The organism is Paracoccus sp. TRP (genome assembly GCF_000185925.1).
In the GTDB taxonomy this organism is placed as follows: Bacteria; Pseudomonadota; Alphaproteobacteria; order Rhodobacterales; family Rhodobacteraceae; genus Paracoccus; species Paracoccus kondratievae.
This window is the reverse complement of the sequence record NZ_AEPN01000005.1, coordinates 113,944-133,785: the sequence shown is the minus strand read 5'-3', so window position 1 is coordinate 133,785 and position 19,842 is coordinate 113,944. Positions and strand designations below refer to the sequence as shown.

Sequence of the window (19,842 nt, the reverse complement as noted above, 5' to 3'; positions counted from 1 at the left end):
TCCCGCCCCCTATTCGATGATATCGCCGCGAAGGACGAATTTCGCATAGGCCACGGTCGAAATGAAACCAACCATGGCAAACAACAGCGAGGCCTCGAAATACATCGTCGTGCCCTTGTCTATGCCAAACAGCGTCAAAAGCGCGATGACATTGATCGACATGGTATCGAGCGCCAGCACCCGATCCGACAACCCCGGCGCAAAGACCACCCGGTAAAGACAGAAAAGCAGCGCCATGCCAAAGCAGCCATAGGCGAAGATCAGCGCGTAAGCGATCATTCAAAGATCTCCTTCAGCCGGGCCTCGTAGCGGGTCTTGATCTCATCAAGGATGCCCTGCGGATCGGGGGCGTGCATGGCATGGACCAGCAGGGCGCGACCGTCCTCGGACAGGTCGCAGCTGACTGTACCGGGGGTCAGGGTGATGGTTGCGGCAAGGGCGGTGATCGCCTCGGGGCGGCGCAGATCCAGAGGTACCGATATCCACGCCGGACGCAGCGCCCGGCGCGGCGTGAACAGCACGATGCGCGCCACGGCGAAATTGGCCTTGATGATGTCCCACAGCACGATGGCCAGATAGGCGGGGATCTTGTGCGGCTTGCCATAGCCCTGCGCGCCGGGCCAATAGGGCGCGGTCATCAGCGGGACGACGATGCCGATGATCACCGCAAAGACCAGCGAGCCGACGGCCCAGCGGTTGACAAGCGCCATCCACACCAGAACCAGCGTAACCGACAGCCAGGGATGGGGAAGCAGGCGACGGATCATTTCGTGCCCTCCTGCGCTTCCAGCACTGCCGAGACATAGGCATCGGGGTTATGCAGCTGCGCAGCAGTCGCCTCGGCCAGCCGCAGGGCCGGACCGGCAAGTGCCGTCAGGGCGACAATCCCGGACAACAGTAGCAGGACCGAGGCCACCGCCAGCCAGTTCGCCGGCGCATCGCCCAGATCCTGAATTGGTTCGTCCGGTTCAAGTTTGGGACCAGTGGCGGCTGGTGGTGCGGGAACCGGGGCCGGGCCCAGTTCGTAGCTTTTCCAAAACACGATCGAGCCAGCGCGGGCCAGCGCATAGATCGCGATCAGCGAGGTGATCAGGATCGTCGCCCAGATCCACACCATCCCGGGGGCCGGGCGGGTGGCCTGCATCACCAGCAGCTTGCCGATAAAACCCGACAGCGGCGGCATTCCGGCGACCGCAATTACGGCAATGAAATACAACGCCGCGACCAGCCCGTTACCGGGCATCACCTGTTCAAGCCGCAGCCACAGGTCACCACGCCGCGCGCCGATCATGTCCATGATCAGAAACAGCGCACCGGCGGCCAGCGTCGAATGGATCATGTAATAGACCGCAGCCGCGGTCCCTTGCGGGTTGAACTGCGCCACCGCGATCATCAGCGTACCGATCGAGCCGATGGCCGCAAAGGCGGCAAGCCGTCCCAGATGGCGGGTGCCAAGAATGCCAATCTGGCCGATGGCCAGCGTGAACAGCGCCGCTGGCAAAAGCAGATCGGCGACCACGCCCTCGATCACCGCATCTTGCGGAAATACCAGCGTAAAGAAACGGATGATGCCATAGACCCCGACCTTGGTCATGATGGCAAACAGCGCCGCCACCGGCCCCGGAGCATTGGCATAGGTCGAAGGCAGCCAGAAATGCAGCGGCACCAGCGCCGCCTTGACGGCAAAGACCAGCATCAACAGCACCGCCCCGGTCCGCAGCAGCGCGGTATCCTCGGCCGGCATTGCCGCGACGCGCAGCGCCATATCGGCCATGTTCAGCGTGCCGGTAACCGAATAAAGCACCCCCAGCGCCGCCAGAAACAGCGTCGAGCCGGCAAGGTTATAGGCGATGTACTGGACACCGGCGCGCAGGCGCATCCCGCCCCCGCCATGGATCATCAGCCCATAGCTGGCGATCAGCAGCACCTCGAAAAAGACGAAAAGGTTAAAGGCGTCCCCGGTCAGAAAAGCGCCGCAGATCCCCATAAGCTGAAATTGCCATAGCGCGTGGAAATGCCGCCCCTTGCGGTCCCAGCCAGACCCCACGGCGTAAAGCTGCACCGCCAGCGCCAGCACCGCCGTCAGCAAAAGCATCAGCGCCGACAGCCGGTCGAGCATCAGCACGATGCCAAAAGGCGCGGCCCAGTTGCCCAGGCGATAGACATGGACGTCGCCGCCCATGGCAAGGGCATTGAGATAGATCGCCACCCCGGCAAGCAGCGCCGTTCCCGCAATCGAAAAGACGCGCTGCAACATCAGGTCGTTGCGCATCCACAGGATGATCAGCGGCCCGATGACAGCGGGCAGGATAACGGGGGCAATGATAAGATGGCTCATACGTCACCGTCCTGCGATTGCGGTGCCGGAGGCAGGCGGTCGGCGCGCGGCATATCCACCCGGTCGTCCCCGCCTTCCAGAAAGGCGCCAAGCGCCATCATCACCACCACCGCCGTCATGCCGAACGAAATCACGATTGCGGTCAGCACCAGCGCCTGCGGCAGCGGATCGGTATAGGGGCCGCCTGCCTCATTCAGGATCGGCGGCGCGTTCACCACCAGCCTGCCGGTCGCAAACAGAAAAAGGTTGATCGCATAGCTGAGCATCGTCATACCCAGCACGACGGCAAAGGTCCGCAGACGCAGGATCAGATAGACCCCCGCCGCCGTCAGCATCCCGATCGCGCCTGACAACAGAAGCTCCATCAGCGCCGCGCCTCCTTGCTGGGGTCGATGTCCATCGGGTCCAGGTTGACCGTGCCTCCCGCCTGCCGTGCAATCCGCGACAGCGAGTTCAGCGCCAGCATCACGGCCCCCAGCACGCACAGGAACACGCCAAGGTCAAAGCCCATGGCCGAGGCCAGCTCGAACTCTTCAAGCCCGGGCAGCTTCACATAGCCGTAGGTCGAGGTCAGGAACGGCTGTCCGGCGAACCAGGCCCCTATGCCAGTGATGCCGGCGGCGATAACCCCGGCGCCGATCAGGGCGTGGTAGTTGATCTTTTGCCGCTCTTGCGCCCAGGCAAACCCCGAAGCCATGTATTGCGATACCAGCGCCACCGAGACCACCAGCCCGGCGATGAACCCGCCGCCCGGCACGTTGTGGCCGCGCAGGAAGATATAAAGCCCGACCACCAGTGCAATCGGCAGCACCAGCCGCGTCACGACCACCAGCATCAGCGGATGACGATCCCCTGCACGGGCGGTGTCATGAACCCAGTTGCGCAGCCGGCGACCGCTTGCACCGGCAAGCAATGTCTCGGTCAGGGCATAGATGGTCAGCGCCGCGATACCCAGAACGGTAATCTCGCCAAAGGTATCATAGCCGCGGAAGTCTACGAGGATGACGTTGACGACATTGTCGCCTCCGCCCAGCTTGTGGCTATTGGCAAGCATATATTGCGAGATCGGGGAAAAGGCGAAATCGCTGCGCATGATGACATAGGCCAGCGCGCCAAAGCCCAGGCCCGTCAGCGTGGCGATAAAGGCATCCATCGCCCGCTTGCGGTCACGGCTGTCAAGGACGGTGAACTTGGGCAGAAAGTTCAGCGCCAGCAGCAGCAAAACCACCGTGACCACCTCGACCGAGATCTGGGTCAGCGCAAGGTCAGGCGCCGACAGGTAGATAAAGCTGACCGAGACCATCAGCCCGATGATCCCCACCAGCACCAGCGCAAGGATGCGTTTGCGATGAAAGGCGACCATGCAGCCGCATGCGACCATCAGCGCCGCCCAGCCGATCAGCGGCACGGGCTGGATAGGCAGCATGGGACGTGTCGCGCCCTGCCAGCCTCCGGTCGAAAAGGCCCAGAAACCGCAAAGCATCACCGTCAGCGAAAAGGCCGCAAAGGCCCGTGACATCGAACCATTGGTCAGCCGGTCGGTCAGCGCGACCGCCGCGCACGTCACGGCGCGGGTGACGGCATCAAAGATCGCCTTGGCATCAGGCCAGGCCATAGCCGCCCGGATGGCCAGCATCCTGCGGTTCAGCACCAGCAGCAGCACCCCGCCGACAAGCGCAGTCAGCGACATCATCAGCGCCGGGGTCACGCCATGCCACAGCGCCAGATGCGGATGCTGGGCCGTCCCGGTGACAGCACTGGCAGCCGCATCGACCAGCCAGCCAGCCATAACGGCGGGGAACAGCCCGATCAGCACCACAAGCACCACAAGCACCGCCGGGGCTGACCACAGGCCAAAGCCCGGATCATGGGGGTGATGAGGATAATCGTTGCGTGGCGCGCCAAAGAACACCTGCCAGACAAACCGCAGCGAATAGCAGACCGAAAACAGCGCGCCCGCCGTCGCGAACGCCGCGATCAGGCTGGGGTGGCCCTGCCAGACGGCATGGCCTGCCTGCTCAAGCATCATCTCTTTGGACAGGAAGCCGTTCAGCGGCGGGATGCCGGCCATGGACAGCGCCGCAACCGTGCCGATCACAAAAGTCACCGGCATCAGCCGCCGCAGCCCGCCCAGACCCGCGATCGAGCGGGTCCCGGCCTCGTGATCGACGATACCGGCGGTCATGAACAGCGCCGCCTTGAATGTGGCGTGGTTGATGATGTGAAAGACCGCCGCCACCGCCGCCGCCTCGGTGCCAAAGCCCAGAAGCATGGTGATAAGCCCCAGATGCGAGACGGTCGAGAAAGCCAGCAGCGATTTCAGATCATCGCGGAACATGGCGATCCACGCGCCCAGCACCATGGTCACAAGGCCGGTGGTCGCCACGATATAGAACCACTCGGGCGTGCCCGACAGCACCGGCCACAGCCTCGCCATCAGGAACAGCCCTGCTTTGACCATGGTGGCCGAATGCAGATAGGCCGAAACCGGGGTGGGCGCCGCCATCGCATGGGGCAGCCAGAAGTGGAACGGAAACTGCGCCGATTTGGTAAAGGCGCCCAGCAGAATCAGCAGCAGTGCCGGAAGGTAATAGGGGCTGGCCTGCACCGCCTCGCGCGCTTGCAGGATATCACCGATGTCATAGCTGCCGGCGATCTGGCCAAGGATCAGCATACCAGCAATCATCGCCAGCCCGCCCATGCCGGTCACGGTCAGGGCCATGCGCGCGCCCTGCCTGCCCTCGGGCAGATGCTTCCAGTAGCCGATCAACAGGAACGAAGACAGCGAGGTCAGTTCCCAAAAGATCAAAAGCAGCAGGATATTATCCGACAGCACGATCCCAAGCATCGCGCCCTGAAACAGCATCAGATAGGTGTAAAACACCCCGACCGGATCTTCGCGCGACAGGTAATGGCGCGCATAGACGATGATCAGCAGCCCGATCCCAAGGATCAGGATCCCGAACAAAAGCCCAAGCCCATCAATACGGAAATTCGCGTTCAGCCCCAGCGAAGGCAGCCATTCAAGGCGCGCCGTCACCACCTCACCCGCCATGATGGCCGGGATATGCAGACAAAGCCCAAGCAGCGCGATAAAACTTGCCGTCGCGCAAGAAATCGCCGCGACATTGCGCCCCGAGCGGATCAGAAGACCGGGCAATAGCGCCCCGATGAACGGAAGCGCGGCGATCAGTGCTGGCGACATTGTCCCTCGTTCCTTTTCGTGCCCCTCTGTTCGCGGCGAGGGCCAGAGATGTCAAGCAATTCACGAAAGCCGCTAGGCGATGTTCGCCTTTCGTGCTAACGCTGAGGAAAAAGGGAACAGGCATGAAGATCATCGGCATAGACCCCGGCCTGCGGAATATGGGCTGGGGCGTGATCGCGGTGGACGGACCGCGCCTGCGGCATCTGGAAAACGGCATCGTCCATTCCGACGCGGGCGATCTGGGGCCGCGGTTGGCCGCGCTTTATCGCGGGCTTTGCGCGGTGATCGCCCGCCATGCCCCTGACAGCGCCGCGGTCGAGCAGACCTTTGTCAACAAGGACGCAGTGGGCACGCTGAAACTGGGGCAGGCACGCGGCATCGCCCTGCTCGCCCCGGCCGAGGCGGGGCTTGAGATCGGCGAATATGCCCCGAACGCGGTCAAGAAAACCGTCGTCGGCGTCGGCCATGCCGGCAAAGAGCAGATCCAGCATATGGTCCGCTTTATGCTGCCGGGGGTCGAATTCGCCGGCCCCGACGCCGCTGACGCGCTGGCAGTGGCAATTTGCCATGCCCATCACCAGCAGGGCCGCGCCCTGCGCATCAAGGCAAGCGCATGAGGGTCAAGCCATGATCGGACGTATCGCGGGGATCATCCTGCATCGCGCTCAGGACCATGTTCTGATCGACGTGCGCGGCGTGGGCTATATCGTCCATGTCAGCGAACGCACAGCCGCCAGCCTGCCCCCCGCAGGGCAGGCCACCGCGCTATATACAGAGCTGCTGGTTCGCGAGGATCTGTTGCAGCTTTTCGGCTTTACCACCCTGCTGGAAAAGGAATGGCACCGGCTGCTGATCTCGGTTCAGGGGGTTGGGGCCAAGGTGGCACTGGCGATCCTTGGCACTTTGGGACCCGAAGGGTTGTCACGGGCGCTGGCGCTTGGCGACTGGTCCGCGCTGCGCAAGGCTCCGGGTGTCGGGCCCAAACTCGCCCAGCGGGTGGCGATGGAGCTTAAGGACAAGGCTCCGGCGGTGATGGCACTTGGCGGTGCGCTGACCGTCGATCCCGGCGTTCTGGCCGAGCCCGAGCCCGCCGCGCCTACTGCCCCGGCCCCCAACACAAAAAAACCCGCCGCGCCCTCTTCGGCGCAGACAACGGCGGATGCACTCTCGGCGCTTGGCAATCTGGGCTATGCGCCCTCTGAGGCCGCTTCGGCGGTGGCCGAGGCGGCCGCCCGGGAACCCGAGGCCCAGACGGCGGCGTTGATCCGCGCGGCGCTGCGGCTTTTGGCGCCCAAGGAGTGAGACGATGACCGGAAATATCCGCACCTTCATCCTGATGGCCGCCCTGACCGCGCTGGTCATGGGCATGGGGGGGCTGATCGGCGGTAAGGGCGGCGCAGTGATCGCGCTGATCCTCGCCGGGGCAGGCAATCTTTTCGCGTGGTGGAACAGCGACAAGATGGTGCTGCGCCAGCAGGGCGCGCATCTTGTTACCCGCGAACAGGCGCCAGAGCTGGTGGATATGGTAGCGGCGCTGGCACAGCGCGCCAATCTTCCGATGCCCAAGGTTTATGTTCTGGAAACCGAACAGCCGAACGCCTTTGCCACCGGCCGCAACCCCGAAAACGCCGCCGTCGCGGTAACACAAGGGATCATGCGCGTGCTGAACCGGGACGAGCTGGCCGGGGTGATCGCGCATGAGCTGGCGCATATCAAGCATCGCGACACGCTGACCATGACCGTCACCGCCACCATGGCCGGGGCCATTGCCATGCTGGGCAATATGCTGATGTTTTCGTCGATGTTTGGCGGCCGCGATGAAAACCGCGGCGGTGGGCTTGCTGCGATTCTGGCGATGATCTTTGCGCCTCTGGCGGCAGGTCTGGTGCAGATGGCGATCTCACGCACCCGGGAGTATGAGGCTGACCGTATCGGGGCCGAAATCTGCGGCCAGCCCCTGGCCCTGGCCTCGGCGCTGGCGCGGATTTCGCGCGCAGCGTCGCAGGTGGTGAACCTGCCAGCCGAACAGAACCCGGCCTCGGCCAGCATGTTTATCATCAACCCGCTGCACGCCCTGCGCATGGACCGGCTGTTTGCCACCCATCCCCCGACCGAAGAGCGCATCGCCCGCCTGCAGGCCATGACGACCGGCGCTGGCGCTGGCCCATGGGGCGCAAGATGAGCCAGCCCGACCCCCTGCTGCGGCCCGAGCCGCTGGAAAGCGATGGCGAAGACCGCGCCCTGCGCCCGCAGCGGCTGGAAGATTTCGTCGGTCAGGCCGAGGCAAGGGCCAACCTGCGCGTATTTATCGAAAGCGCGCGGATGCGTGGCAAAGCCATGGACCACACGCTGTTTCATGGACCACCCGGTCTTGGCAAGACGACGCTGGCGCAGATCATGGCGCGCGAGCTGGGCGTGAACTTCAAGATGACCTCGGGACCGGTTCTGGCACGTGCGGGCGATCTGGCCGCAATTCTGACCAATCTTGAAGCACGCGACGTCCTGTTCATCGACGAGATCCACCGCATGAACCCGGCAGTCGAAGAGGTCCTTTATCCGGCGATGGAGGATTTCGAGCTGGATCTGGTCATTGGCGAGGGTCCCGCCGCCCGCACGGTGCGGATCGAGCTGCAACCCTTTACCCTTGTCGGCGCGACCACGCGTCTTGGCCTGCTGACCACGCCGCTGCGTGATCGCTTCGGCATCCCGACACGGCTGCAATTCTATACAATTGAAGAACTCGACCTGATCGTCAGCCGGGGCGCGCGGCTGATGGGCATCCCGAGCGAGCCTGACGGCACGCGCGAGATCGCCCGCCGCGCCCGGGGCACCCCGCGTATCGCCGGCAGGCTGCTGCGCCGGGTGATCGACTTTGCTCTGGTCGAGGGCGACGGCCGACTGACGCGCCAGATCGCCGATTCGGCGCTGACCCGGCTGGGGGTGGATCATCTGGGCCTTGATGGTGCCGACCGGCGTTATCTGACGCTGATCGCTGAACATTACGGCGGCGGGCCTGTCGGGGTGGAAACCCTCTCTGCCGCTTTGTCGGAAAGCCGCGACGCCATCGAGGAGGTGATCGAGCCCTATCTGATGCAGCAGGGACTGGTCAGCCGCACGCCACGCGGTCGCATGTTGGCGCGACTGGGCTGGCGGCATCTGGGTCTTGATGCGCCACGTGCACAGGAAAGCCTGTTCGATGAGTGACCTGGAAAGCCGCATCCGCAGCAGTTTCGACCGCCAGAGCATGATGCACACGCTGGGCGCGTGCATTGACCGGGTCGCGCGGGGCAAGGTCGTCATCACCGCCCCAATCCTGCCGACCGTGTTGCAGCAGCATGGTGCGGGTCATGCCGGACTGGCGTTTTCGATCGGCGATTCGGCAGCAGGATATGCGGCGCTGACACTGATGCCCGAGGGTGCCGAGGTGATGACGGTCGAGATGAAGATCAACCTGCTCTCGCCCGCCATCGGGGACAGGCTGGTGGCCGAAGGGCGGGTCGTCCGCTCGGGCCGTCGTATCACCGTGGTCGCCGCCGATGTCTGGGCCGAAGCCGAGGGCGGACGCAAACAGGTCGCCATGTTGCAGGGCACGATGATCCCGGTCTGACCGGCTCGCTATGCGCAAGATCCGCAATCGCGGCCTCCGGAATGGATATTTAATCACGGAAGAATGCATGGGCCGGGCCAGAGGCTGCATGTGCGGTTCAGTAAGTGACGGTCGGAGCGTCTGAGGCTTTCACTCGGGGCGGGCGGAGAGGACGCGATCCTCTTGCGCGATGAAATGCTCCATCATCAGCCGCCACAGCCGTTCAGCCAGATCGGGGTCAAGTCCATGCTTGCCGGCAAGGCGGCGGGCATTCGCAGCAACCTCTTCGACACGACTGTCGATACGGGCGGGCAGTTTCTCGCGCAGTTTGATCCGTGCCGCCTCGTCAATCAGCGCCGAACGTTCGGCAAGCAGCGCCACCAGCTGCGCGTCCAGCGCGTCGATGCGCGCGCGCAGTTCAGGCATGGCAGAGTTCGGCGACAGTTCAGGGTAGCGACGGTTCATGTCTGTCCCATGCCTTGCGCCGGCTGGCAGTGCAAGCCCCGCCAGCCCCTGACTGACCCCCAGCACAGGACAAATTTCCGCCAGTCACCACGTTGGAAGACAACAAAAAGCCCCCGGCCTGGTGACCGGGGGCTATTTCATCAGCGCGCAGGCTCAGCCCTGGGGTTGAGGCGCGGCATCCGAGGGCGGGGTGGCCACGCCGGCCCGCGGGATGGCGCTGACCGAGGGGATCGAGGAGCCGGGCGTATCATCGTCACCGCCCAGAGGCTCGCCCCGGATCACGCGACCGATATCCTCACCCGTCAGGGTTTCATATTCCAGCAGGCCCTTGGCCAGACGCTCGAATTCCTCGCTTTTCTCGGTGAGGATGCGATATGCGGTCTGGTAGCCTTCCTCGATCAGGTCGCGAACCTCTTGCTCGATCAGCTCTTTGGTCGCGGCCGAGACCGAGAAGCCGCCGGTATTGCCGGAATAGCCCTCATGTGCCTCGGCATAGTCGATGTTGCCGACCTTGTCGGACATGCCCCAGCGCATCACCATGGCCCGGGCCAGCTGGCTGGCCTGTTGGATGTCGCCCGCCGGACCATTCGAGACGCCTTCTTCGCCATATTTGATGATCTCGGCTGCTTTGCCGGCCATCGTCATGGCGATTTTTTCCTTGGCCTCGTCCTTATGGTAGTTCAACCGGTCCATTTCCGGCAGTGAAACCACCATGCCCAAGGCACCGCCGCGCGGAATGATCGTCGCCTTATAGACCGGGTCACATTTCGGCAGGCTAAGCCCGACGATGGCATGCCCGGCCTCGTGATAGGCAGTCTTTTCCTTTTGCTCGGGCGTCAGCACCATACTGCGACGTTCAACCCCCAGCATGACCTTGTCCTTGGCGTTCTCGAAATCCTCCATGGTGACAAAGCGGCGACCGATACGGGCAGCCATCAGCGCAGCCTCGTTCACAAGGTTCATCAGATCGGCGCCCGAAAAGCCCGGGGTCCCACGCGCGATGATGCGCAGGTCCACATCAGGGCCGACGGGGACCTTGCGTGAATGGACGGCAAGGATCTTTTCGCGGCCCTTGATATCGGGATTGGGTACATAGATCTGACGGTCGAAGCGGCCCGGACGCAGCAGCGCAGGATCAAGCACGTCCTTGCGGTTGGTGGCCGCGATGATGATGACGCCCTCATTAGCGTCAAAGCCGTCCATCTCGACCAGCAGCTGGTTCAGCGTCTGCTCGCGTTCGTCGTTGCCGCCACCGATGCCGACACCACGGGCGCGGCCGACGGCGTCGATCTCGTCGATAAAGACGATGCAGGGGGCGGATTTCTTGGCTTGCTCGAACATGTCGCGGACGCGGCTCGCACCGACGCCGACGAACATTTCGACGAAATCCGAGCCCGAGATGGTAAAGAAGGGCACGCCGGCCTCGCCCGCGATGGCACGCGCAAGCAGCGTCTTACCGGTGCCGGGAGGGCCGACCAGCAGCGCACCCTTTGGAATCTTGCCGCCCAGACGGCTGAATTTCTGTGGATTGCGCAGGAATTCGACGATTTCTTCCAGCTCTTCTTTGGCTTCGTCGATACCGGCGACATCGTCAAAAGTCACGCGGCCGTGCTTTTCGGTCAGCAGCTTGGCGCGCGATTTGCCAAAGCCCATCGCCCCGCCTTTGCCGCCGCCCTGCATGCGGTTCATGAAAACGATCCACACGCCGATCAGCAGAATGAAGGGCAGCCAGACGCCAAGAAGCGACATGAAGCCGGATTGCTGCTGACGCTCGACCCGGACATCGACGCCACGGTCGACCAGGCGGCTTGCCAGCTCTTCGCCCTGCGGACGGACGGTCGAGTATTGCTGGCCGTCTTTGCCGGTAATGCCGACATTCTCGCCATCAATAGTGACGGCGGCGACCTGGTCCTTTTCCACCCGCTGGATGAAATCGGAATAGCTGATCTGGCGGCTGTTCATCTGAGCCGATCCGTCGCTGAACAGATTGAACAGCGCCAGGATCATCAAAAACAGAACCACCCAGAAGGCGATATTGCGCGCATTGCCCAAAGGCATGTCCTCCGCGGGTAAACAGGCTTCCGCTTGAAAATAGGGATTCCGGCGTCAGGTTCAATGCGTATAGAGCAACGCGCGGAATTCGCCCAGCCCGCGCAGCGGTTGCGCGGTAAGCTTTATGTCCGGTTGCAGGGCTGGCGCAGCAGCCAGATTCCTGCCCGCCCAGATACCCGGCGTTGCTGCAGCCTCATCCCGGGTCAGGCCCAAGGCGCGCCATTCCAGATCGGGCAGCGGTTCGTGGCCAAGCGCCCGGACCTGCTGGCCCGGCTCTAGCCCTTTGATCTGCCAGCGGCGGTCCCAAATCGCCCCCTCCCCCTCGACCGGAGGGCTGCGCCGCGCAGCAGCGGGTTCGCGGATCATCAGCAAAAACCCATCGCGCGGTTGCAGGATCACCCCGTCAAGTGTCAGACGCGCACCGTCCGCCAGCGCCTCAAGCGCGTGCAGCACCGGCTCCCCCCGGGGGGGGTAGGCCGCGCCACTGACAAAGCGCAGCCCTGCGACAAGAAGTCGCCGCCTGATCTCGACCGGGGCACCGCGAAAGGCATCCAATGGCAGTGCCAGAGACCCCGCGCGACTGAATGCCCCCTCGGACAACCGCGCTGCAAAATCGCACAGCGCCTCACGCGCCATCGAAAGATTGGCCGCCGAACGCGCGATCTGGCGTATGGGCAGGTCCAGCGCGGCAATGGCCTTGCGGACACGCACACGCTCATAATCCTCATTCTCGTTCGAGGGGTCATCAGCCCAGGAAATGCCGCGCCCACGTAACCATTGCCGCAGATCGGCGCGCGAAACCTCCAGCAAGGGGCGCAGCCAGGTGACGCCCATAGCCTCACGCGCGGGGGCCATGGCTGACAACCCGTCCACCCCCGCTCCACGATTAAGCCGCATCAACAGCGTCTCGGCCTGATCATTCAGCGTGTGGCCCAGAAGTACGGCTGACAGCCCGCGCCGCCGCGCCCAGTCGGAAAGCAGGCGCAGGCGTCCTTCGCGCGCGGCCGCCATCAGATTGCCGTCGCCGCCATAGGTCCAGTGCAGAGTTTCGTGGGAAATACCAAGTGAGGCTGCCGCCAGACCGGCCTGCTGTGCCTCATCAGCCGAGGCCGCGCGTAAACCGTGATCGACTGTCGCGGCAAACAGTGGTCTGCGCCCCCAGCCATGGGCAAGGTGCATCAGGGCCATCGAGTCTCCGCCTCCTGACAGGGCGATGCCGATGGCCTGGTGTTCACCGGCAAGGCGGTCCAGCACGGTATGGACAAGGGGTTCGACTGTTGCGGGCTCAGCCGCCATCAACAAGATCCGCTGCAGCCTCGGGGTCCATCTCCCCGGGCTCGCCCTCGGCCGGGGCGTCGCAGCCGGCGCTTGCGATGCGCTTTTCGGCCTCGGTGGCCTGTGGCGCATCAGGGAAACGGGCAAGGATTTCCTGAAGGTAATAGCAGCCCTCTTGCGGGCCGGCCTTGGCAGACATGGCCCGGGACAGGCCCAGAAGGGCATCGGGCGCCTGTGGTCCGTTGGGATTGGCGGCAAAGCTTTCAAGCCAGGCGATCCCCGCGCCTGAAAGATCACCGGCAGAGTCAAGCGCCGCCCCTCGCAGGAACAGCGCCTCGGCGGTCAGTGGACCGCCAGTATGGGTTTCGGCGATGGCCGCAAAGAGCTCCGCAGCACGACGAAAGTCACCTTGACCGAGCACCTCCCGGGCCCGGTCGAAATCGGCTTTTTCCGCCGCGGTCACGGCGACCCCAGCCGCAGGGGTCCTGGGTTGCGTCAAGGCACCTTGCTGGTCCGAGGAGGGCAGCGCACCTGTCCCGCCCTGTTCGCCCAGCGGAGGCGTGGTCAGGCTGCCAAGATCGCAGCCCTCTTCCATCTCGCACAAGCGAAACTCGATATCGCCGATACGGGTGGTACCATCCCTGACGATGCGGTCGATGCGGTTCTGCAACTGCTCGGTCTGGCCGGTCAGCTGCTGCAGACGCATTTCCATCGAGTTCATGCGGTCAATGGCGCTGTCGCCTCCGGCCGCCGCGAAACCGGCCGGTCCCGAGGCAACCAGCTGCGCCCGCAGCGACTGCAGATCAGCCGACAGCTGGTTCAGCTCGGCCCGGATGTCGGCCAGGGTGCCCGCATCCTGCCCCATCGCCGGCAGCGCAGCCAGCGCAAGCCCGGCTGCAAGCATCAATCCCCTGAGGCCCCGGACGGTCATCACATACCTGCCCCGGGGCTGACCACAGTCACAGCCCGACGGTTTTTGGAATAGCATTCCTCAGTCGAACAGATCGCCAGCGGACGTTCCTTGCCATAGCTGACCGTGCGCAGACGGCCCGGCGGCACGCCCTGAGAAATCAGGTACTCCTGAACCGAGTTGGCCCGGCGCGCGCCCAGGGCAAGGTTGTATTCGCGGGTGCCCTGTTCGTCCGCATGCCCCTCGATCACCGCCGAGAAACCCTGGTTCTGGTTCAGCCAGCCAGCCTGATTGGCCAGAATAACCCGGCCCTCGGGCGAAAGCGTCGACTGGTCAACGGCGAAAAGAACCGTGTCCCCAACGGCGGTCTTGAAATATTCAGCCGTGCCCGGCAGCGCCGTTGACCCGACGCCGCCAGCACCGCCTGCCCCGGCATAGGGATCCTGAACCTGCGCATCCGGCATAGGCCGGGCGCAGGCCGCCAGCGCGAAAACGGCGCCGACTGCGGCAATTTTAATGAAAGTTTTCATAACTCTGTCCATTTCACGCGCCTCAGGGCAGCAACGGTCCCCAATCGGGGTCCGAGGCCGCACCGTTGATCTTGACCGGACGCATATTGCGCCCTGTGATATCCACCGAATGCAAGCGCGGCTCGCCGTCGCCGCCCGGTGTCACCCGCGTGAACATCACCACGCGCCCATTGGGGGCCCAAGTCGGCCCCTCGTCAAGAAACGATTCCGTCAGCATTTTCTCTTCTGAACCATCGGTGCGCATGACCCCGATGTGGAATTTGCCGCTGACCTGCCGGGTAAAGGCGATCATGTCACCGCGCGGCGACCAGACCGGGGTCCCATAGCGCCCCTCGCCAAAGCTGATCCGCTTGGGCTCTCCGCCATTCGCACCCATGATGTAAAGCTGCGGCGTACCCGAACGGTCGCTTTCAAACACGATCTGGCGGCCATCGGGGCTGTAGCTGGGCGAAGTTTCGATCGACGGGGCATTCGTCAGCGCCCGCTGCGCACCGGTCGCGGCATCCATCTGATAGATATCGGTATTGCCGTTCTTTTCCAGCGAATAGACGATCCAGCGCCCGTCGGGCGAAAAGCGCGGTGAAAAGCTCATCGTGCCCTGCTGGGCCGAGCCCAGCGAGCGGGTGGCCAGCGTGTTCACATCCATGACCATCGCCTGCGGGAACCCCGTGGCATAGCTGGTGTAAAGCAGCCGCGACCCGTCAGGCGAGAAACGCGGCTTCAGCACCAGAGTTGAATCGTCGGTCAGCCATTTCACATTGGCGCCGTCATAATCCATGATGCCGATACGCTTGCGGCGCGCATCCTTGGGACCGCTTTCCTGCACAAAGGCCACACGGCTGTCGAAATAAGGCCCCTCGCCCGTCAGGCGCGAATAGACCTGATCGGCGGCCTTATGCGCAGCGCGGCGCCAGTTGCCCGTGGCCGCGTCGAACTGCATGCCATCGCCCAAAGGCTGACCGGCAAAAACGTCAAACAGGCGAAACTTGACGATGACCTTGCCACCTTCGACCCGCACGGCGCCAGTGATCAGCGCCTGCGCGTTGATCGCTTTCCAGTCCTCGTAGGAAACCGGTGCGTCAAAGCTTTCAGGCCGCGCGATATGGGCGCTGGCGGGGATTTCGCGGAAAAGGCCCGTCCCGGTCAGGTCGGCGGCGATCAGGCTTTGCACCTGTTGCAGGTATTCGCCTGCCCCGCCCTCATCATGGAACTGGGCGATAGCAAAGGGCATCGGCTCGATCACGCCATCGGTGATCTCGATTCGCAACGGCCCGTCCTGCGCAAACACCGGCGCAGCAAGCCCCAGCCCCGCAAGGGCCATGACAGAAGTCAGAAAAAGTTTTCGCAACATGAATCGCCCTCTGGAGGTCTTGGTTGCAGGATAAAGTGTCGCGCGGCGAGATACCATGTCACTTTACCCGCGCGCCGCCGCTGGCATTGAAGTCGATGATGACATCCTTCCAGCGGTTGTATTTCTCGGGCGGCAGATTGTAGCCGCCACGCTCGCACATCAGGATCGCCCGGCGCGCGGCCTCATAAGCCTGTTTCGCCGCCGCGTCCGATCCGCCATCATGGCCGATCATGCGTAACGAACCCTTTTCGACCGTGCCATCCGGGGCCATCGAGAAGCGAACCGAAACCGTGGTACGGCTGGCCTCGGTCGAAAGAGAGCCGCGGTTCCAGCAAGCCTCGACCGCGACGCGGAAGCCATCCTTTTCGCCCTGGCTCAGCGGAGGACCGCTCGCGGCAGCCCCGCCACCACCCGAACCGGCCGAGCCCTGATCCTTCATCGCCTCGGCCAGCGCGGCCTGTTTGGCAGCTTCGGCTGCCTTGCGCTCGGCCTCGGCCTTTTCCCGGGCCCTGGCTTCGGCTGCGGCCTTCTCGGCAGCTTTCTTAGCGGCCGCCTTTTCCTCAGCCTCCTTGCGGGCCCTGGCCTCAGCGGCCTTGCGCTCTGCCTCTGCTTTTTCAGCAGCAGCTTTCTCGGCGGCAGCTTTCTCGGCGGCGGCCTTTTCGGCTTTTGCGCGGCGCTCGGCCTCTGCCTTACGCTCAGCGGCGCGTTTTTCGGCAGCCGCCTTGTCAGCCTCGGCTTTCTCGGCCGCTTCGGCTGCTGCCAGACGGCGCGCGCGCTCGGCGGCAGCTTCGGCCTTACGGGCGGCTTCTGCTTCGGCCTGCTTACGTTCCGTCTCGCGCCGCTCTTCCTTGGCGCGCTCATCGGCGGCGCGTTTGGCGGCGGCTTCCTCAGTCTTGGCCGCGGCGGCACGTTCAGCAGCAGCCTCGGCCTCTTCGCGGGCCAAAAGCTGCTCACGCTCACGGGCAGCCTCGGCAGCGGCGCGGCGGGCCTGAACGGCCTCGGCCAGCCCCTCGGGACGGCCACGCGGGCGCACCGAGTCAACCGGAGCCAGCGCCGAACGCTGCGGAATCGGGGCCGGAGATTGCGGCTGTGCCGGGTTGCGGGCCGGGTCGGGCCGATCCTGACTTTGCGGTAGCGCCGCAAGCTCGACGGCATTGTCAGGCTCGGTCGGACGCGGCGTGTCGGTCGCCACCTCGACCGGGCGGCTGGCGTTTTCGAAATCTGACAGGTCCGGACGCGCCTCGGGCCGGTCCGAGGGGCGCGACAGCTCAGCCGCCGTCGCATCGGGATCAGGCGGACTCGTCGCCTCGATCTCGCCCAGCCGGTTCTCATCGGCGGGCGGGCGCGGTTGCGCGGGCGTAGTCGCAGCCTCGTCCGACACCGGCCCGCGCCCGGCGGCTGCGGCGGCAAGGGACTGAAATTCGGCCTCGGTCATGGTTGCGACCTCGGCCATGCGCACGGCCTCCAGCGGCTGGGGCCGGAACAGCGCGCCGCCCACCAGCGCCGCGCCCAGCAGTCCGGCATGGGCGACGCCCGAGACCCAGAAGCCGATGCGTTCAGCGCGGTCCATCGTCCTAGCCTTCCCCACCCGCATCCATACGCGGCCCGCCGGCATCGGTCACCAGAACGATGTTGTTAAAGCCCGCCGCGTTCAGCGCGCCCATCACCTCCATCACCCGCGCATAGGGGATCGAGCCGTCGGCGCGCAGATAGATCTTGTCGCTCTGCCGTTCGGTGGCGACAGCGCGCAGACGGCTGACCAGTTCATCCTCGGGGACTTCGGTGGTCATGACAAGGATCGGCCCCTCGGGCGTGACCGAGACGCTCAGCGGTTCCTCCGGCTCGGCCGGCACGGCCTGGGCGGCGGTCTTGGGCAGCTCCAGGGGCACGCCCACGGTCAGGAGCGGTGCCGCCACCATAAAGATGATCAGCAGCACCAGCATCACGTCCACAAAGGGCGTGACGTTGATTTCAGCCATCGGCTGGCTGCGCCCGCGCGCCCTGCCCCTGCCGTTGCGGCTGCGTTTGACGACCCCGGCACCCATCTTATTCGTCGTCCAGCTGGCGTGAAAGTATGGTCGAGAATTCGTCGGCGAAGGACTCATAGCCACCGGTGATACGGTCGGCATCCGAGCTGAGCTTGTTGTAGAAGATCACCGCCGGAATAGCCGCAAGCAGACCCAGCGCGGTCGCAACCAGCGCCTCGGCAATGCCCGGCGCAACCACGGCAAGCGACGTGTTTTGCGAGATAGCAATTTCTTCAAACGCGGTCTTGATGCCCCAGACGGTGCCGAACAGCCCGATGAAGGGCGCGGTCGAACCGACCGTGGCAAGGAAGGGCAGGCCACGGGTCAGGCGATCATTTTCGCGGTTGATGGCGACATTCATGGCCCGGTCGATACGCGCGGTTACACCGGCGATCAGATTGCCGTCGTCGCGCAAACTGCGGCGCCATTCGGCCATGCCCGAGGAAAAGATGCGTTCGGCAGGACCCGAGGGATTTTCGCCAATCCGGTCGTAAAGATCATCCAGCGGCTGACCCGACCAGAAGGCGCGGTCAAAGCGATCCGCCTCGCGCCGGGCGGCGTTGAAGGTGATGAACTTCTGAATGATGATCGCCCAGCCCCAGAACGAGGCGAGGATCAGGATCACCATGACGATCTGAACGGTCAGCGAGGCGCGTGCGAAAAGCGCGATAAGCGAGAAATCGACCGGCTGTCCGGCTCCGGCGAGTTGTTCCATGGAATTCGGCCTGTCCTTGGGCCGCTGACGTGCGGCTTCTGCATGGGCAGTTAACAGAACCGCCGAACGGGGCAAAGCCGGCTTGCGTCAAATCTGCGTCAATTGACCGCGAGAACAGCCATCCGCGGCGATCCCGCCACATCGGTCCAAGGGGGCGCCCGCATTGACCCAAAGGGGCAATCTGGCTAGCAGGGCATGAGCCGCCCCGCACCTGCGGACGCTGATTTCATGTCCTTGGGCCCTGTCCCCAAAGAACAAGGAAACCCGGAACATGCCGTCTACATCCCCCGTGCAGGCCGAAAACGTCTTTGTCCAGACCTACCGGGTCTATTACGCTGAAACCGACGCGGGCGGGATCGTCTATCATTCAAAATACATGGAGTTCGCCGAGCGCAGCCGCTCGGAGCTGCTGCGCCATGTCGGCTATCCGCTGGTCAGCGCCGAGGGCGGGCAGTTCGTCGCGCGCAACGCCTCGATCTCATGGCAGCGGCCGGCGCGGCTTGACGATCTGATCCGCTGCGAATCCTCGGTCATCGCCATCCGGGGCGCGAGCCTGCGCATTCGCCACGCATTCTACCGCGATAAGGAAATGCTGGTGCAGATCGAGATTGAGCTGGCCCATATCAACGCCCAGATGCGCGCGGCACGGATACCAGCAGCCCTGATCGAAAAACTGTCGCCTTATCTGGCAGACAGCCCCCTCTAGCCTTCACGATCCATTCGCGCCGCCAGCCGCAGCGCATGTGATGGATCGGTCGCCACGGCGGGCATGACCGGGTCATAGGCCGCGCGGATCAGGCTGGCGAGTTCCGGCGTCGGTACCACATCGCGGGTAAAGGACAGCATCGCGCGCACCGCCAGCGTCTCGGCCAGTTGGCCCGGATGGGCGTCAGCCAGCGCGCCGCCCATATTGACAAAGGCCATACAGGCCCGGATCGCCCCGTCGGCATCAAAGCGGAACAGCCGGTATTGATCAGCGGCGCTGGCCTTTAACCGCTCGGGCAGCCCGCTTTGGCCGGTAAGCCGGTCCAGATCGGGTACACCCTGCAACTCATCCCAGTCGCGCACGAAAAAGGTCAGCATGTTCGCGCCCATCTCGGGATCGGTATCGGCAATCGGGTGGCGGGCATGGGCCAGAACGGCCCGGGTGGCGTCACGAAAGACCGCCAGACTTTCATCGGTCAGGCCAAAGATCACCGGCGCAACCGGCCGTCCCCAGCGCGCGCAGAGATATTGCCCCTCGCGCGTGAAGAGCGCTGCGATCCCTTCGGCATCGAGCATGATGTCGCCTTTCCTTGACCGGTGAATACCTTGGCGCCGGGTGCCTTCAGCAGGCGATGCCCGCCCTTGTCGTGTCGCAGGTTGCGCGGTTGGCGATGCCTCTCATT

At 64.2% G+C, this 19,842-nt stretch carries 21 protein-coding genes; 6 read left to right on the top strand and 15 right to left on the bottom strand.

Going from position 1 to position 19,842, the window contains the following annotated elements; translation table 11 throughout:
* Positions 1 to 9: 9 nt before the first annotated feature.
* Genes PARACOCCUSGL_RS0104995 through PARACOCCUSGL_RS0104975 form a run of 5 tightly spaced genes read right to left on the bottom strand, consistent with a single transcriptional unit; the run spans position 10 to position 5,543 of the window.
* Positions 10 to 279 (bottom strand): K+/H+ antiporter subunit F, encoded by a 270-nt coding sequence (locus PARACOCCUSGL_RS0104995; protein WP_010393744.1) that lies wholly within the window; start codon positions 277 to 279, stop codon positions 10 to 12.
* Positions 276 to 767, bottom strand: a complete 492-nt coding sequence (locus tag PARACOCCUSGL_RS0104990) for a Na+/H+ antiporter subunit E (protein ID WP_010393741.1) — start codon at positions 765 to 767, stop codon at positions 276 to 278. Before PARACOCCUSGL_RS0104990 ends, PARACOCCUSGL_RS0104995 begins: the two co-directional genes overlap by 4 nt.
* Positions 764 to 2,338 carry a monovalent cation/H+ antiporter subunit D gene (locus tag PARACOCCUSGL_RS0104985; protein WP_010393739.1) on the bottom strand — a complete coding sequence of 525 codons (1,575 nt, stop codon included), beginning with the start codon at positions 2,336 to 2,338 and terminating at the stop codon, positions 764 to 766. The genes PARACOCCUSGL_RS0104990 and PARACOCCUSGL_RS0104985 overlap by 4 nt, the downstream gene beginning before the upstream one ends.
* Positions 2,335 to 2,703 (bottom strand): Na+/H+ antiporter subunit C, encoded by a 369-nt coding sequence (locus tag PARACOCCUSGL_RS0104980; RefSeq protein ID WP_010393737.1) that lies wholly within the window; start codon positions 2,701 to 2,703, stop codon positions 2,335 to 2,337. The genes PARACOCCUSGL_RS0104985 and PARACOCCUSGL_RS0104980 overlap by 4 nt, the downstream gene beginning before the upstream one ends.
* Entirely contained in the window at positions 2,703 to 5,543 is a 2,841-nt protein-coding gene (locus tag PARACOCCUSGL_RS0104975) for a monovalent cation/H+ antiporter subunit A (protein ID WP_010393736.1), read from the bottom strand. The genes PARACOCCUSGL_RS0104980 and PARACOCCUSGL_RS0104975 overlap by 1 nt, the downstream gene beginning before the upstream one ends.
* Positions 5,544 to 5,665: 122 nt before the next feature.
* Between PARACOCCUSGL_RS0104975 and ruvC the strand changes: the two genes are divergently transcribed.
* The 5 genes from ruvC to PARACOCCUSGL_RS0104950 are packed head-to-tail and all read left to right on the top strand — an operon-like array spanning position 5,666 to position 9,150.
* Entirely contained in the window at positions 5,666 to 6,160 is a 495-nt protein-coding gene (gene ruvC / locus PARACOCCUSGL_RS0104970; RefSeq protein ID WP_010393734.1) for a crossover junction endodeoxyribonuclease RuvC, read from the top strand.
* Between the two features lie 10 nt (positions 6,161 to 6,170).
* Positions 6,171 to 6,845, top strand: coding sequence for a Holliday junction branch migration protein RuvA (gene ruvA / locus PARACOCCUSGL_RS0104965; protein ID WP_010393732.1), 675 nt, complete (start codon positions 6,171 to 6,173; stop codon positions 6,843 to 6,845).
* Positions 6,846 to 6,849: 4 nt separating this feature from the next.
* Entirely contained in the window at positions 6,850 to 7,725 is an 876-nt protein-coding gene (gene htpX / locus PARACOCCUSGL_RS0104960; RefSeq protein ID WP_010393730.1) for a zinc metalloprotease HtpX, read from the top strand.
* Positions 7,722 to 8,747, top strand: a complete 1,026-nt coding sequence (gene ruvB, locus PARACOCCUSGL_RS0104955) for a Holliday junction branch migration DNA helicase RuvB (RefSeq protein ID WP_010393728.1) — start codon at positions 7,722 to 7,724, stop codon at positions 8,745 to 8,747. Before htpX ends, ruvB begins: the two co-directional genes overlap by 4 nt.
* Entirely contained in the window at positions 8,740 to 9,150 is a 411-nt protein-coding gene (locus PARACOCCUSGL_RS0104950) for a PaaI family thioesterase (protein ID WP_010393726.1), read from the top strand. Before ruvB ends, PARACOCCUSGL_RS0104950 begins: the two co-directional genes overlap by 8 nt.
* Before the next feature lie 129 nt (positions 9,151 to 9,279).
* Here PARACOCCUSGL_RS0104950 and PARACOCCUSGL_RS0104945 read toward each other — a convergent pair whose 3' ends face one another.
* The 9 genes from PARACOCCUSGL_RS0104945 to tolQ all read right to left on the bottom strand — a co-directional run bounded on the left by PARACOCCUSGL_RS0104945 (position 9,280) and on the right by tolQ (position 18,454).
* Positions 9,280 to 9,594 (bottom strand): chorismate mutase, encoded by a 315-nt coding sequence (locus PARACOCCUSGL_RS0104945; RefSeq protein WP_040601711.1) that lies wholly within the window; start codon positions 9,592 to 9,594, stop codon positions 9,280 to 9,282.
* Between the two features lie 153 nt (positions 9,595 to 9,747).
* The gene (gene ftsH, locus PARACOCCUSGL_RS0104940) at positions 9,748 to 11,646 is read right to left on the bottom strand and encodes an ATP-dependent zinc metalloprotease FtsH (protein ID WP_010393720.1); all 1,899 of its coding nucleotides are present in this window, start codon (positions 11,644 to 11,646) and stop codon (positions 9,748 to 9,750) included.
* Between the two features lie 60 nt (positions 11,647 to 11,706).
* Positions 11,707 to 12,942 carry a tRNA lysidine(34) synthetase TilS gene (tilS, locus tag PARACOCCUSGL_RS0104935; RefSeq protein WP_010393718.1) on the bottom strand — a complete coding sequence of 412 codons (1,236 nt, stop codon included), beginning with the start codon at positions 12,940 to 12,942 and terminating at the stop codon, positions 11,707 to 11,709.
* A complete protein-coding gene (locus PARACOCCUSGL_RS0104930; RefSeq protein ID WP_050804158.1) occupies positions 12,932 to 13,852 on the bottom strand; it encodes a tetratricopeptide repeat protein in 921 nt (306 codons plus the stop codon). The genes tilS and PARACOCCUSGL_RS0104930 overlap by 11 nt, the downstream gene beginning before the upstream one ends.
* A complete protein-coding gene (pal, locus tag PARACOCCUSGL_RS0104925) occupies positions 13,852 to 14,361 on the bottom strand; it encodes a peptidoglycan-associated lipoprotein Pal (protein ID WP_010393715.1) in 510 nt (169 codons plus the stop codon). Before pal ends, PARACOCCUSGL_RS0104930 begins: the two co-directional genes overlap by 1 nt.
* Positions 14,362 to 14,383: 22 nt before the next feature.
* A complete protein-coding gene (gene tolB / locus PARACOCCUSGL_RS0104920) occupies positions 14,384 to 15,694 on the bottom strand; it encodes a Tol-Pal system beta propeller repeat protein TolB (RefSeq protein WP_369750405.1) in 1,311 nt (436 codons plus the stop codon).
* Positions 15,695 to 15,770: 76 nt separating this feature from the next.
* On the bottom strand, positions 15,771 to 17,282 hold the full coding sequence (locus tag PARACOCCUSGL_RS0104915; RefSeq protein WP_010393710.1) for a hypothetical protein: 1,512 nt from the start codon (positions 17,280 to 17,282) through the stop codon (positions 15,771 to 15,773).
* Between the two features lie 4 nt (positions 17,283 to 17,286).
* Positions 17,287 to 17,757, bottom strand: a complete 471-nt coding sequence (locus tag PARACOCCUSGL_RS0104910; protein WP_010393708.1) for an ExbD/TolR family protein — start codon at positions 17,755 to 17,757, stop codon at positions 17,287 to 17,289.
* A 1-nt stretch (position 17,758) separates the two neighbouring features.
* A complete protein-coding gene (gene tolQ, locus PARACOCCUSGL_RS0104905; protein ID WP_010393705.1) occupies positions 17,759 to 18,454 on the bottom strand; it encodes a protein TolQ in 696 nt (231 codons plus the stop codon).
* 271 nt (positions 18,455 to 18,725) lie between these two features.
* Here tolQ and PARACOCCUSGL_RS0104900 point away from each other — a divergent pair, with 271 nt between their 5' ends.
* Entirely contained in the window at positions 18,726 to 19,160 is a 435-nt protein-coding gene (locus PARACOCCUSGL_RS0104900) for a YbgC/FadM family acyl-CoA thioesterase (protein WP_010393703.1), read from the top strand.
* On the opposite strand, the gene PARACOCCUSGL_RS0104895 is transcribed toward PARACOCCUSGL_RS0104900, so the two are convergent.
* Positions 19,157 to 19,735 (bottom strand): hypothetical protein, encoded by a 579-nt coding sequence (locus PARACOCCUSGL_RS0104895; protein WP_010393701.1) that lies wholly within the window; start codon positions 19,733 to 19,735, stop codon positions 19,157 to 19,159. The genes PARACOCCUSGL_RS0104900 and PARACOCCUSGL_RS0104895 overlap by 4 nt on opposite strands.
* Positions 19,736 to 19,842 lie beyond the last annotated feature (107 nt).

Bases quoted from the DNA above. Each gene is read 5' to 3' on its own strand.
- PARACOCCUSGL_RS0104995 (WP_010393744.1), bottom strand. From the start codon at position 279: ATGATCGCTTACGCGCTGATCTTCGCCTATGGCTGCTTTGGCATGGCG.
- PARACOCCUSGL_RS0104990 (WP_010393741.1), bottom strand. From the start codon at position 767: ATGATCCGTCGCCTGCTTCCCCATCCCTGGCTGTCGGTTACGCTGGTT.
- PARACOCCUSGL_RS0104985 (WP_010393739.1), bottom strand. From the start codon at position 2,338: ATGAGCCATCTTATCATTGCCCCCGTTATCCTGCCCGCTGTCATCGGG.
- PARACOCCUSGL_RS0104980 (WP_010393737.1), bottom strand. From the start codon at position 2,703: ATGGAGCTTCTGTTGTCAGGCGCGATCGGGATGCTGACGGCGGCGGGG.
- PARACOCCUSGL_RS0104975 (WP_010393736.1), bottom strand. From the start codon at position 5,543: ATGTCGCCAGCACTGATCGCCGCGCTTCCGTTCATCGGGGCGCTATTG.
- ruvC (WP_010393734.1), top strand. From the start codon at position 5,666: ATGAAGATCATCGGCATAGACCCCGGCCTGCGGAATATGGGCTGGGGC.
- ruvA (WP_010393732.1), top strand. From the start codon at position 6,171: ATGATCGGACGTATCGCGGGGATCATCCTGCATCGCGCTCAGGACCAT.
- htpX (WP_010393730.1), top strand. From the start codon at position 6,850: ATGACCGGAAATATCCGCACCTTCATCCTGATGGCCGCCCTGACCGCG.
- ruvB (WP_010393728.1), top strand. From the start codon at position 7,722: ATGAGCCAGCCCGACCCCCTGCTGCGGCCCGAGCCGCTGGAAAGCGAT.
- PARACOCCUSGL_RS0104950 (WP_010393726.1), top strand. From the start codon at position 8,740: ATGAGTGACCTGGAAAGCCGCATCCGCAGCAGTTTCGACCGCCAGAGC.
- PARACOCCUSGL_RS0104945 (WP_040601711.1), bottom strand. From the start codon at position 9,594: ATGAACCGTCGCTACCCTGAACTGTCGCCGAACTCTGCCATGCCTGAA.
- tilS (WP_010393718.1), bottom strand. From the start codon at position 12,942: ATGGCGGCTGAGCCCGCAACAGTCGAACCCCTTGTCCATACCGTGCTG.
- PARACOCCUSGL_RS0104930 (WP_050804158.1), bottom strand. From the start codon at position 13,852: ATGACCGTCCGGGGCCTCAGGGGATTGATGCTTGCAGCCGGGCTTGCG.
- pal (WP_010393715.1), bottom strand. From the start codon at position 14,361: ATGAAAACTTTCATTAAAATTGCCGCAGTCGGCGCCGTTTTCGCGCTG.
- PARACOCCUSGL_RS0104915 (WP_010393710.1), bottom strand. From the start codon at position 17,282: ATGGACCGCGCTGAACGCATCGGCTTCTGGGTCTCGGGCGTCGCCCAT.
- PARACOCCUSGL_RS0104910 (WP_010393708.1), bottom strand. From the start codon at position 17,757: ATGGGTGCCGGGGTCGTCAAACGCAGCCGCAACGGCAGGGGCAGGGCG.
- tolQ (WP_010393705.1), bottom strand. From the start codon at position 18,454: ATGGAACAACTCGCCGGAGCCGGACAGCCGGTCGATTTCTCGCTTATC.
- PARACOCCUSGL_RS0104900 (WP_010393703.1), top strand. From the start codon at position 18,726: ATGCCGTCTACATCCCCCGTGCAGGCCGAAAACGTCTTTGTCCAGACC.
- PARACOCCUSGL_RS0104895 (WP_010393701.1), bottom strand. From the start codon at position 19,735: ATGCTCGATGCCGAAGGGATCGCAGCGCTCTTCACGCGCGAGGGGCAA.